We start from the raw sequence: 12,359 nt of genomic DNA, 5'->3' as shown, positions 1-12,359 counted from the left end.
CCGTTAGGAGCTAAACGATGGCAGCTGAGCTTTATTCCACCTCACTTGTCAGTAATCCCATCACGAATTCGGGTCCGTTGCCTGCCCCGCAAGGCTATTATCGCTCTAAATTATTTATTGCCCCCTTTTCTACCAATACGTTGGTTGCAGCAACCGGACCGTTGCTATCACTGTTAGAACGCCTGTGCTTGAGTCCAGCCCTCCCCCCGGTTGACCATATCAGGGATAACATTGAACATGAACTATTAGCCTTTCACAGCAAGCTCCATGCTTCAAAATACCCAGAGGCATTAATTGGTATTGCATACTACCTAGTGTCAGCAACAATCGATGAAGTGCTCGGTAAAAGTTACATGCGTGTCTATAATATCACGGCTGAATTCAACGCGTTTACCCCACTAACCAACGATAATGCCCAACCTCAAGACCGTTTCTTTGAGATTGTCGACTACATTAAAGAGCGACCAAATCAATATCTCGATCTGATCGAATTGGTATATTACTTACTCATACTTGGATTTGAAGGGCGCTACCATCTTACAGCAGATGGACGACAAGTTTTAGATAATTATATTGAAGATCTATATCAAATCACCCAACAGCATCGTTTTCACAAACCACAGCGTTTATTCAATGAAAACCCCATGCCCAAAATCGTGAAAAAAAATTATAAAACAGCCATATTAACTGCAGCTATTGCTGCAGCTATTGTTTCCCTTGCTTTTTTTACCAGTCACATTTTATTAGAAAATAAAGCAAAAGCCGTTTTGTTTGGACATACCCAACTTGCAGCACTGGATAAATAATGGACAACTCTTTACATGCATTATGTGATGCAATTAAAAAAACACTCTCGCGATTAAAACCACAAAGCAACCAATTGTCGTTTATCGTGATCACCGGAAAACATGCTCAAGGTAAATCTTCTTTATTAAAGCAAAGCAATATGGAAGAAATGCCTGTCTTTAGTGAAGAACATGCCAAAGTTTATTTTAATCCACGCGGTATTATTGTCGAACTTGGTGAAGGCTGGTTTACCAACAGTAAAACCTTGCTGCAAAATACCTTAAAACAACTCAATCGTTGCAGTAGTTACCTTAAAATTACCGGGGTAGTACTGTGTATTGATGTTGAAGATTTACTTATTAGTGACCGTAATCAATTTGGCGAAAAAAGAAAAGCTCACTTACAACTCTTAGAGCGCTGGGGAGTTAACCTAGGTTATCCCGTGGAATTAGCGTTAGTTTTCACAAAAATGGACACCTTGGCCGGCTTTACTGAGTTTTATCAATCGAATCATGCTTCTGAGCTCTTAAAACCACTAGGTTTTTCATTAGATTGCGTGAATGAATTACACAAAAAAATAGAAACCTTTACCTCACAATTCAATCAACTTCTTGAAACTTTAGGGCAACAAGTAATCCCCAAAATGCATCCTGCTCGTTCAACAATGCGACGAAGCTTAATTCGTGAATTCCCTATTCAAATGGCAGGCTTGCGCCCGCCTATTCATTCCCTACTGCAAGGAATTTCACCCAAATTATTTCAGCTACACTCGATTTATTTTACCAGTGCGGAACAAAGTGGGGTCAGTATTGACCGCTTAAATAAGAAAATCCAGCATGAATATGCATTGGTGGTACAAGATACATTTCCTCAGGCGACTAATTTTAGAGCCTATTTTGTTGAGGGCGCTTTAAAGTCCATACAGGAACAATGTAGCCAAGTCCCACAATCACGTAAGTTTTCCCAAAAACCATTGGTTGCACTTATTGCCGGGATTGCCGGAATTACTTTATGTATTTTAAGTTACCATCATTATAAAGCGGTGCATTTATTAGATGCGGCAAGTAAAGAATTGCTGGCATATGATGCGCTAATTAGCCAAAAAGATAAGGGCAAGCAAGCACTGTATCATCTGTCGAATGCAGCTAAAAAATTAGCCCATGTATCCAGTAACTCCTTATCTTTGCCTACAGTACATCAATTAAAATCGAACTTGCATAATAATACGCAGCATCGCTTACAAGGTGAGTTTTTACCTGCAATCACAGCGGAATTGGAAACCGTAATTAATAGCCCGGGCAATACTCCTATTGCTCGTTATAATGCCCTTAAAGTGTATCTGATGTTAGGACAGCCTGAGCATTTTTCTGCAGTACAGGTTCACGACTGGTTTAGTACTCAATGGCGTAATTTGCCCGCTGCGGAATTGCAAAAGCAAATGGCATTACTGAAACAATCTTTAAGCAAACCACCTAAAGATATGTTAATGAAATCGCAAGTGGTTAGTGATGCACGTAATTATTTAAATGCCTTGCCCAGCAGTTATCTTTATTACTCTATCGCGAAAGAATCCTTCCCCAGCACGCGACAAAAAATTACCGCTGATGGATTTATTTTAGCTACTGATGAATTGCCTGTTTATTACACCCGAGCAGGTTTTAACGAAATAATAAAGAAAATCCCTGAAATGAGCCAAAATCTGCAAAAAGAAAACTGGGTGCTGGCACGTCAGGACATATCAGACCTGCCTAATATGCTCACTCAAGCTTATTGCTACGATTATGTTACCTGGTGGCAAACTTTTATGCGTCGCTCGCAACCAGCACATTATCAGAATTATCAGGAAGGTCGCCAGGTGGCTAAACGCTTGGAACAATCCCATGCTGTCACCACTTTAGTTGGCTTATTACAACAAGAAACCAAGGCCGATTTAAGCAATGAATCATCCTTATTTAACCAGGCAATTGCCAGCCAGTTTACCGATTTAAATTTAATGAGCCTCTCAGGCACTAAAGAATTAAGTATCAAAATAGAAGAACTAGATCGCTTCATTTCAACTTTATCGATGATTAATGATGGGGGAAAAACAGCATTTAATATTACTCGCTCCCGTTTTATGAGTGATACAGCTTCTGATCCGGTCAGCTTACTCTTTAATCAAGGGCAACAATTACCTGAACCCTTAAGTAGTTGGGCGAAGCAATTAGCCGGTGAAACCTGGGGGCTATTGCTCAAAGACAGTCGTCAGTACATTAATCAGCAATGGCAACAAACGATTTATCAGGAATTCCAACATCGAATTGCCAAACGCTATCCCTTGGATGCAAATCAATCCGAAGAAATTGCCATTGCTGATTTTAACCACTTTTTCGCAACCAATGGTTCCTTAAACGTCTTTACGGAGCAATTTGTTAAACCGTTTCTAGACACAGCTACCGCAGAATGGAAACCAAAGGCGGTTAATGACTCGGTCCTCCCTATCGCCACGGAAACACTGGATGCACTTATGCGGGCAAATATAATTACAAATATGTTTTTCCCCAACGGCGGTAATGAGAGCCGGATCGACTTTAGTCTGCAAAAAATAAATCTGGATCCCGTAATTGCAAGCCTGGTTCTGGAAATTGGACATACTCAAATTTCAGATAATCAAAGTAGTGAATCGCATATTCGTTTTATTTGGCCTCAACCTAATGTCAAACTCGCATTAGATTCTATTGATGGCAATCACTATGAATTGGCGGAGCAAGGTAATTGGGCATTATTTAAACTTCTGGAAAAAGTAAATGTATTAATTGACGAGCAAGACAGCTCAAGTTTGCAAATTCTTTTTGAAGTGAATAGTAATTCAGGCCGTTATTTATTAAAAACCAATAATCAGGTAAACCCATTTACTCCAGGAATTTTAAATGGCTTTGTGTTAAATGAGGCGATTGTCTGAAGTTAATTATCGAAGAGTGGAAAGGCTGGGCTTAACAGCCCAGCTTAAATAATTAGCTAGTTAAAAGTTAAACATGCGGTTTAAAACACTCGCAGCACCATCAACAGCCTCTTTAATACCTTCTCTAGCTGCTTCAACAGCTGGCTCTTTATCTTCATTATAAAAACGATCTTTATCTTGTTTTGCAAAGCCATGTTCTGCCGTAGCTATAGGACGGCTTATCAAGCTAATGCATGACTTGATAAAAGACATAGCAGAAAATGCGAGTACTAGTGCTGCTCCTAGGAAATACTGAAGCGCGTTATCTGCATGTGCTTCTCGGTCATTTCTAGCAAATCCCAAATTAATAGCTAATGATTGAGCCACTTCCCATACCGCAAACACAAGAAGACCAAGCGAAGTCAGCGCACCTGCTGTAGGTAAAACTGTAGCCCCAATAACCTCATCCATATAATCATAACCATCGCGTAGAGGTTGCAATATAAGGTTGCGGTCACTGAGTACTTTCTCAAGAAAATCCCACTGCTCATCCACGGTTCTCAACTCGCTAAACCGATGATAAAGAGCATCTGCACCTTTTCCTAAAGCATTAAGATGATCAAAATAATTGTAAAAGAAATTTTTCTCAGGATCGGGACGCTTAAAAAAACCAGGCATAATTACTCTCCATAAACAAGGAAATGATATTGGACTAAAAAGTTGGAGAATTATAACAATGAAACATTAAGAGAACATTATGAATAATGATAAAAGCACAAAAGTTGTATTTTTTTGTTGTTTTATGAGAAAATAAAGGTCATTATATTCCCATATAATACACGCTTTTGCCTGAAACCAGCCTTGATGCAGCGCACAACCTAATCAAGGCACCATTGCTAACTTATACGTTATTCCCAATGACTGGCCCGTTCCTTTCAAGTCACATGCCTCCTCAACAAGAGCCTCGGTATTTGATTTACCTAAGCCCTTATTCCACTTAGGATATTGCCGCTTATACGCATTTAAAATATCAATATCGATATTGTCGCATAGATAATTCTTTGTTGCATTTAACACCATAATCTTATGTTCATACCGGGCCATTTTAAGATTTGTTACTTTTTCTTTTTGGCAATGTTCGATTTCATCCTCAATACGATTAACCAAATCCTGTAAAGCCTCCAATTTATCCTGGGTAGAATAAACCATGTTTTTTTTAGGTTGACAAGATAGAAACTCATCCATCGCGATACCCATAGAAGTCAGTGCAAATACTTCCTCAGGCTGCAATATAAAATGCTCTGGTGACACTTCGTGTAAGGGGTTTAGCACAACACTAGCAATGGAAAATAAGGACTCAAAATAAGCTAACTTCAAGAAGTCTGTGTATTTATTGGTCGTAAAAGAATTAATTTCAATAACTACTTTATTAATTATAGTTTATTTTTTATCCACATAGAGGAAAAATAGCCTTAGTTCATATATACTGTTACTCCCTATTTAAAGAAAGGTCAGATACTATGCGTACTCTCATTTCATGTTTACTTATCACCATACTAAGCTTTGGTCTGTTAGTTAATGAAGCAGCAGCCAAGCGTTTTGGAGGTGGCAGAAGTTTTGGCGTGCAGCGCTCACAAAGCAGTATGTACTCCCCTAATAAAGCTCAAAGTGCAAAACCCTTGGGACAACGTACTAACAATACCAGCAAATGGGGTGGACTCTTAGGTGGTTTATTAATTGGCGGTCTATTAACAAGCCTATTTATGGGGCATGGATTCGGTACTGGCATACTGACGTGGTTAATCGTTGGAGCGGTCATATTTTTTGCCGTTAACTTTTTCCGCAGACGCATGCAGCCGGGAATGCAAGCTGGACAGCAAAACCGTGCATTTAACCAGCAGCAGAGTCCGTTTAACAATTTTACTCAAGCATTTAACAACTCTACTCCCAGCAGTAGCAGTGCGGCAGACGTTCCAGCCGGCTTTTCACCAGCAAGCTTTTTGCGCGAAGCCAAAGTAACCTTTAATCGCCTGCAAGCAGCTTATGATGAAAAAAATACTCAAGATTTAAGAGAGTTTACCGCTCCCGAAGTCTTTGCTGAAATAAAAATGCAATTGGATGAGCTTGGCAATGAGCCCAATAAAACGGAAGTAATTACGCTAGAAGCGGAATTATTGGATATCTCCAGACAAACTAATTCCTATATTGCCAGCGTACACTTTACGGGTTCCGTTAAAGAAAATGATGAGCCAATAACGCAACTAGATGAAATTTGGCATTTCCGCCAATTTGATGGCAATAGTGCTTGGGTTGTTGGTGGTATTCAGCAAAACGACTCTCAATCTTAAGCATTACCTATCCCGTATTAACCTAGTCTAATACGGGATAGGTAGTAATATGGCGTAGTCATTAAGCTATGACACAACATCTTTTCCGCGCATCTTGCTCCTCGTCAGTAGGCACATCTTGATGACTTCCTCCAAATACAATAGAAATATCGGCTAAATTTCCAGAAAACATGCTGGGACTATAGCGTTTATGAACAGAAAAGTGCTGACTTATCAGAGTACCATTGCCTTTTTGAGTTAAGATATTTAACTCATTATTGATAATTTCAACTACGTTGATGGCCAGTCGTCCCGCCGGTCTCTCCTGCCTCTTGACGCCTATAGTAGGATCTATAGGTAATGATACTTGGTTCTCAACGGAAAGAGCTTTTTGTTGTTGGTATTTTTTTTGCTTTTCTACAAATGCCTCTTTACTGCAATGGAGCGTAAATTTTACATTAAGGTTTGCACTTTTAACGGGTAAGTAAGCATCCTCACGCCCAAGCTCTTTATTTGCATTATTTTCATCGTGTGACTCGTATACTAACGTAGCATCTATTGTCTGTGAAAATATTAAGTCTGTTAAATCTTTTGCACTAATTGTTTGAAGGTCAATGCTCCGAAAATTAAAAGCAAGGTTTCCCCGTAAAACTACATAGCATCGTTGAGTCATTATCTGCCTCCCATGAAAGGCCAAAAAAAAGCCATATTAATCGAAAAAAATAAATTTTGACAGCAAAAAATTCTTCTTTTGTTCGCATGTAAAGTCTATTTCTTAATAGGATCAACTAACTAAGAGAATGAATAGTACTTTAGTTTTTTCAATAATGATGACCGTCACTTTCACGATAATAGGCTGGGTTGTAAAACCCAACCTCAGGGATGTTTAATGAGATGGTGATATAAACGTATGTAAACTACAAAATAAAAAGCAGAAGAGTTTAAACATATTGTACGTCAATGATTTCGTAATCAACCATGCCACCTGGCGTATTGACGGTTACGACATCATCCAACTCTTTCCCAATAAGTGCACGACCAATTGGTGAGCTGTATGAAATTTTATGCAGTTTAATATCGGCTTCATCTTCGCCAACGATCTGATAAGTGATCTGAGCTTCTGTTGCGAGATGGCAAACCGTCACGGTTGAGCCAAATACCACCTTTCCATTATTAGCTAATTTACTAATATCAATAATTTGCGCATTAGATAATTTCGCTTCCAACTCTTGAATACGCCCCTCATTAAAACTTTGTTGTTCGCGCGCAGCATGATACTCAGCATTTTCCTTTAAATCACCATGTGCACGTGCCGTAGCTATTGATTCTACTATACGTGGTCTATCAACAAACTTTAAACGTTGTAATTCTTCTTTCAGTGCTTCTGCACCTTGTATTGTCATGGGATGTTTATTCATATCAACCTCTAAATGTAATTCCCTGGTAAAGATACCTCATTGAACCTCCATTCCAGTTGTCTCCCCTAGACCAGAATGAAGATTGTTTAGGGGCAATGGAACTAACGCCCCCCAATAAATGATACCAATAGTTAATGTAAATCCTGTAAACGAGTTACAGTCTCTCGGTCTTCATATTTCATTGCAAGACATGCTGCCTCAGCACCAGAAAGAGTCGTCGTATAACTCACTTTATGCTGTAAAGCATTACGTCTGATTGCAAAAGAATCTGCAATCGCTCGCTTGCCTTCAGTAGTATTTACAATGAAATCGATCTCATTATTTTTAATGAAATCCAATACATGGGGACGCCCTTCAGTAACTTTAAATACCCTGCGGCAATCAACTCCTGCCGCTTGTAATACTAAAGCCGTACCCCGAGTGGCAATGATTTCAAAACCTAATTCAATTAAGCGTTTTGCAATCTCTCCCACCCTGGTCTTATCCGCATCACGTACTGAAACAAAAGCACGCCGCCGTTTGGGAATATTACACCCTGCACCTAATTGTGCTTTGGCAAATGCTTGTCCAAAACGTCTCGCGATCCCCATTACCTCTCCTGTCGACTTCATCTCAGGACCAAGAATCGAATCGACGCCAGAAAACTTGATAAAAGGGAAAACCGGCAGCTTAATGGAGTAAAATGCCGGCATATGATGATTTTGACTTAAACCCTGCTCTTTTAAACTCATACCTAACTTACAACGTGCCGCAATCTTCGCTAAAGGAAAGCCTGTCGCTTTGGATACGAAAGGAACCGTGCGCGATGCACGCGGATTCACTTCCAATACATAAATATCATCCGCTTGAATTGCAAATTGCGCATTGATTAAACCAACTACACCTAATTTCAATGCCATTTGACGCATTTGCTCCATCAGATCTTGTTGCACCACCACACTCAAGCTAAAAGGTGGTAATGTACAAGCCGAATCACCTGAGTGGATACCTGCTTGTTCAATATGCTCCATGACCGCACCAATCAATACATCCTTACCATCACAGACTGCATCAATATCCACTTCAATGGCATCATTCAAAAATCTATCCAGCAATACGGGGGAATCATTGGATACCTCTACTGCATGGGATAAATAATGCCGTAAATCCTCTTCTTGATAGACCACTTCCATGGCTCTTCCCCCGAGTACATAAGAAGGTCTAACGACTAAGGGATAACCAATTTTATTCGCCAAAACAATGGCTTCTGCTTCACTACGCACAGTGCCATTCTCTGGCTGATGTAGACGTAATTCCGTAACCAATTTCTGGAAACGATCCCGGTCTTCGGCCCGGTCAATTGCATCAGGTGAAGTACCTATAATTTTCACGCCGTTCGCCTCTAAAGCACGCGCCAATTTTAATGGTGTTTGTCCACCATAATGAACGATGACCCCATCTGGATTCTCTACATCCACAATCGCAAGCACATCTTCTAGTGTTACTGGTTCGAAATACAGGCGATCGGAAGTATCAAAATCAGTAGAAACCGTTTCTGGATTACAATTTACCATAATGGTTTGGCATCCAGCGTCTCTTAATGCCATTGCCGCATGCACGCAACAATAATCAAATTCAATCCCTTGGCCAATCCGGTTAGGCCCGCCACCAAGAATCATAATCTTTTTCTTATCACTGTCTGGACGTGCCTCGCAACTACTCTCATAGCAAGAGTACATGTATGCGGTATCACTGGGGAATTCACCCGCACAGGAGTCGATACGCTTATACACGGGCAAGATACCTAATTCCTTACGCCAAGCACGTACTTCATCTTCCGAACAACTTAATAGTTGTGCCAAATAGGCATCAGCAAAACCTCGGCGTTTTAATAGTCTTAGTGTTGTCTTATCCAGTTCATTCAGTTTCTTGTCTTGAATCGAACGCTCAAGCTGTACCAACTCTTCAATTTGTGCCAAGAACCAAGGGTCAACCCGACTCTCCATATGAATTTCTTCAAGTGACAAATTGTGGCGAAATGCATCGGCTATATACCATAAACGGTCGGGGGTAGGTTCACGTAAATGGCCTCGTAACTCAGCCAAATCGTCATTCTTAAATATTGGGTGTAAACCACAACGCCCAGTTTCCAATCCTCGAATCGCTTTCTGTAAAGATTCTTGGAAGTTAGCACCAATCGCCATCACCTCACCAACCGACTTCATTTGCGTCGTTAAGGTATCCGAAGTTTGTGGGAATTTATCAAAGTTAAAACGTGGCACCTTAGTAACCACATAATCAATGCTCGGCTCAAATGAGGCGGGAGTCTTACCACCAGTAATCTCATTCTTCAATTCATCCAGCGTGTAACCAACTGCCAATTTTGCGGCAATCTTAGCAATCGGAAAACCGGTCGCTTTAGAGGCAAGAGCGGAACTTCGCGAAACTCTGGGATTCATTTCAACCACCAGCATGCGCCCATCTTCAGGATTAATCGCAAACTGTACGTTTGAGCCGCCAGTATCCACGCCAACTGCGCGCAAAACTTTAATTGCCGCATCACGCATGCGTTGATATTCTTTATCGGTTAAGGTTTGTGCTGGCGCTACCGTAATGGAATCACCAGTATGTACCCCCATAGGATCAAGGTTCTCAATGGTACAGACAATAATGCAATTATCATTTTTGTCACGTACCACTTCCATTTCATACTCTTTCCAACCCAGTACAGATTCATCAATGAGTAATTCATGGGTAGGTGACAACTCTAAACCACGAGTACAGATTTCTTCAAACTCTTCACGGTTATAAGCAATACCGCCACCACTTCCACCCATGGTAAATGAAGGACGGATAATCGCAGGATAACCTAATTGTGCTTGTACCTGAAAAGCTTCTTCCATTGAATGAGCGATGGCTGAGCGTGGCATTTCCAAACCAATTTTAATCATTAACTGTCGGAATTTTTCGCGATCTTCCGCTTTATCAATCGCCTCACGGGTAGCACCTATCATTTCTACGGAGTATTTTGCCAAAATACCTTCACGAACCAGATCCAGAGCACAGTTTAGAGCCGTTTGCCCTCCCATCGTAGGCAATAAGGCATCAGGACGTTCAATTTCAATAATCCGTGCTACTTCTTTCCAGGAAACAGGTTCAATATAAGTTGCGTCAGCTAATTCTGGATCCGTCATAATCGTTGCTGGGTTAGAATTAACCAGAATAACGCGATACCCCTCTTCCCTAAGCGCCCGTACTGCTTGAGTGCCGGAATAGTCAAATTCACAGGCTTGCCCAATAACTATAGGCCCTGCACCAAGTATTAATATGGATTTAATATCAGTTCGTTTTGGCATGGCAACAACTAAAAAAATAAAGTGATGTATTTTACCGATTTTTGCTTAAAGTTTATACCTTTGATTGGCATTCTTTAATAAATTAACTGTACTCATTCGCCAAAACCATCTGGAGGCCTGCCTCAGTCAAGGACAAATACTTATAATAGGGGTCTGCAGTGGTACGCTCTAACCATTCATTGGCAATACAAATATCTGTTAATTTTTGCGCCTCTTCTACAGAAACAGGAGTTTTAAGTTTCTGCGTTAATACAGCTGCAGCTTCTTCTTCAATCGTTAAAAACACTTGATCGCGAGTAACCCCTAAAAGTTTCATCTCATCATAAAATAACTTTAAAATATCTAGCTCATTCACAATAATCACCTTAAATCAAAAAACATTCATTAATATCAAGTATTAATGAATGTCTAAAAAAATTCCATTCAAATTGGAAAATTTAACTAAATACCACAAGGTAGTTTGCTAACGCACCTCCCATCTTCATCATGGAATTCTTTCCGATGGGAGCAAATCCTGAAGTAGCTCCAGCAATGAAATTAGAACACATTAATACAAACGCGACAGCCTTTTCAGCATGGGTAGATCCAACTGAATTTTTGATTAAAGGAATAGAATATCCATTTATCAATTAAATTCAATATATTTGATTATATTAAAATATAAAATTTTAATATGATGCGAGTTACTTAATTTTCTTTACAATGGTACAATTTATATACAAAATAACCTTTGTTTTTAAAAATAGTCTATACTTATGTCGCAGAATGTGATTTTCTGTAATCTTTTATTTAAAAAAATTGACATCGAGAGCCCACTTATTACAATAGCTAATGTACTGTAATGGATAAATATTAAAAATAAAATTAAGTTGATTCGGTTTTATCGTTAATATTTAATATTCTTTCCATGTTAAAATTTGAATTTGATTTGAATAGAGAACTTTATAAAATTGTCGGAGAACGCCTTAAAAGCGTAAGGATGCAGTTGGGTTTTTCCAGGCGCGAGTTTGCAGATAAGTGTGGTTTTTCAGCTGCAACACTTCAAGCGTGGGAAGACGGTAGATATCCTGTGCCTAAAAAAAGCATGATCAAATATGTAAAAACATTATTTGACTGCGGCCTGATCACATCTCCAGAATGGTTTATAAATGGCGAGGGCCTCCCACCAAGGCCAATTAATAAATTTTCGCTCAATTCTATTGCCGAAAAAGATGCCATCCTACGAGAAATTAACTTCTTTGAAACAGAAAATAAAAACCCAATTATTACAGTAATTACCGATGACTCTATGCAACCATTTTATGCAATTGGAGATTATGTTGGCGGTAAATTAGTTCCTGTCGATTACGCCGATCGTTATATTGGCACCTTCTGTATTGTTAAGTTAATCACTGGAGAAACCCTGGTGAGAAAGCTAAGACCTAGTTCAGAAGAGGGACATTATAATTTAATCTGTACTAATTTAGACACGAGCTCGACGTCGCCATTCTTACTCAATTGTGAAATTACTGAATTAGCCCAGGTTATTTGGCATAGAAAAGTAGAAGTCTCCCTAGAACTAGAGTAGTCCTTA

General features: G+C 39.7%; 11 protein-coding genes. 5 read left to right on the top strand and 6 right to left on the bottom strand.

Translation table 11 applies throughout. From position 1 onward, the window contains the following. Positions 1-17 precede the first annotated feature (17 nt). Positions 18-806: a type IVB secretion system protein IcmH/DotU gene (icmH, locus tag J2N86_RS03490; protein WP_252581019.1), complete on the top strand. Its 789-nt coding sequence runs from the start codon at positions 18-20 to the stop codon at positions 804-806. Beyond that, positions 806-3,727: a type IVB secretion system protein IcmF gene (gene icmF / locus J2N86_RS03485; RefSeq protein WP_252581018.1), complete on the top strand. Its 2,922-nt coding sequence runs from the start codon at positions 806-808 to the stop codon at positions 3,725-3,727. The genes icmH and icmF overlap by 1 nt, the downstream gene beginning before the upstream one ends. Before the next feature lie 60 nt (positions 3,728-3,787). Here the strand turns inward: icmF and J2N86_RS03480 are convergent, their stop codons facing one another. Continuing rightward, entirely contained in the window at positions 3,788-4,384 is a 597-nt protein-coding gene (locus tag J2N86_RS03480) for a hypothetical protein (protein ID WP_252581017.1), read from the bottom strand. A 204-nt stretch (positions 4,385-4,588) separates the two neighbouring features. Further along, entirely contained in the window at positions 4,589-5,038 is a 450-nt protein-coding gene (locus J2N86_RS03475) for a hypothetical protein (protein ID WP_252581016.1), read from the bottom strand. Between the two features lie 188 nt (positions 5,039-5,226). On the opposite strand from J2N86_RS03475, the gene J2N86_RS03470 reads away from it, so the two are divergent. Next, positions 5,227-6,054, top strand: coding sequence for a Tim44 domain-containing protein (locus tag J2N86_RS03470; protein WP_252581015.1), 828 nt, complete (start codon positions 5,227-5,229; stop codon positions 6,052-6,054). A 61-nt stretch (positions 6,055-6,115) separates the two neighbouring features. Here the strand turns inward: J2N86_RS03470 and J2N86_RS03465 are convergent, their stop codons facing one another. From J2N86_RS03465 to J2N86_RS03450, 4 genes are all read right to left on the bottom strand, one after another. Further along, positions 6,116-6,706: a hypothetical protein gene (locus J2N86_RS03465; protein ID WP_252581014.1), complete on the bottom strand. Its 591-nt coding sequence runs from the start codon at positions 6,704-6,706 to the stop codon at positions 6,116-6,118. Positions 6,707-6,974: 268 nt separating this feature from the next. Next, the gene (gene greA, locus J2N86_RS03460) at positions 6,975-7,451 is read right to left on the bottom strand and encodes a transcription elongation factor GreA (protein WP_252581013.1); all 477 of its coding nucleotides are present in this window, start codon (positions 7,449-7,451) and stop codon (positions 6,975-6,977) included. Positions 7,452-7,582: 131 nt separating this feature from the next. Then, on the bottom strand, positions 7,583-10,786 hold the full coding sequence (carB, locus tag J2N86_RS03455; RefSeq protein WP_252581012.1) for a carbamoyl-phosphate synthase large subunit: 3,204 nt from the start codon (positions 10,784-10,786) through the stop codon (positions 7,583-7,585). A gap of 82 nt (positions 10,787-10,868) precedes the next feature. Further along, complete coding sequence (locus J2N86_RS03450) at positions 10,869-11,141, bottom strand: hypothetical protein (RefSeq protein ID WP_252581011.1); 273 nt, start codon at positions 11,139-11,141, stop codon at positions 10,869-10,871. Positions 11,142-11,287: 146 nt separating this feature from the next. On the opposite strand from J2N86_RS03450, the gene J2N86_RS16100 reads away from it, so the two are divergent. Both J2N86_RS16100 and J2N86_RS03445 read left to right on the top strand, forming a co-directional pair. Then, complete coding sequence (locus tag J2N86_RS16100) at positions 11,288-11,419, top strand: hypothetical protein (RefSeq protein WP_289781841.1); 132 nt, start codon at positions 11,288-11,290, stop codon at positions 11,417-11,419. A gap of 274 nt (positions 11,420-11,693) precedes the next feature. Then, positions 11,694-12,353, top strand: coding sequence for a helix-turn-helix domain-containing protein (locus J2N86_RS03445; protein WP_252581010.1), 660 nt, complete (start codon positions 11,694-11,696; stop codon positions 12,351-12,353). Positions 12,354-12,359 lie beyond the last annotated feature (6 nt).

Origin of the sequence: Legionella lytica (genome assembly GCF_023921225.1) — a bacterium.
Classification (GTDB): domain Bacteria; phylum Pseudomonadota; class Gammaproteobacteria; order Legionellales; family Legionellaceae; genus Legionella; species Legionella lytica.
The sequence above is the reverse complement of the archived record's forward strand: the minus strand, read 5'-3'. Positions and strand labels throughout refer to the sequence as shown.

Coding starts and splice junctions, on each gene's coding strand:
- icmH (WP_252581019.1), top strand. CDS start 18: ATGGCAGCTGAGCTTTATTCCACCTCACTTGTCAGTAATCCCATCACG.
- icmF (WP_252581018.1), top strand. CDS start 806: ATGGACAACTCTTTACATGCATTATGTGATGCAATTAAAAAAACACTC.
- J2N86_RS03480 (WP_252581017.1), bottom strand. CDS start 4,384: ATGCCTGGTTTTTTTAAGCGTCCCGATCCTGAGAAAAATTTCTTTTAC.
- J2N86_RS03470 (WP_252581015.1), top strand. CDS start 5,227: ATGCGTACTCTCATTTCATGTTTACTTATCACCATACTAAGCTTTGGT.
- J2N86_RS03465 (WP_252581014.1), bottom strand. CDS start 6,706: ATGACTCAACGATGCTATGTAGTTTTACGGGGAAACCTTGCTTTTAAT.
- greA (WP_252581013.1), bottom strand. CDS start 7,451: ATGAATAAACATCCCATGACAATACAAGGTGCAGAAGCACTGAAAGAA.
- carB (WP_252581012.1), bottom strand. CDS start 10,786: ATGCCAAAACGAACTGATATTAAATCCATATTAATACTTGGTGCAGGG.
- J2N86_RS16100 (WP_289781841.1), top strand. CDS start 11,288: ATGGGAGCAAATCCTGAAGTAGCTCCAGCAATGAAATTAGAACACATT.
- J2N86_RS03445 (WP_252581010.1), top strand. CDS start 11,694: ATGTTAAAATTTGAATTTGATTTGAATAGAGAACTTTATAAAATTGTC.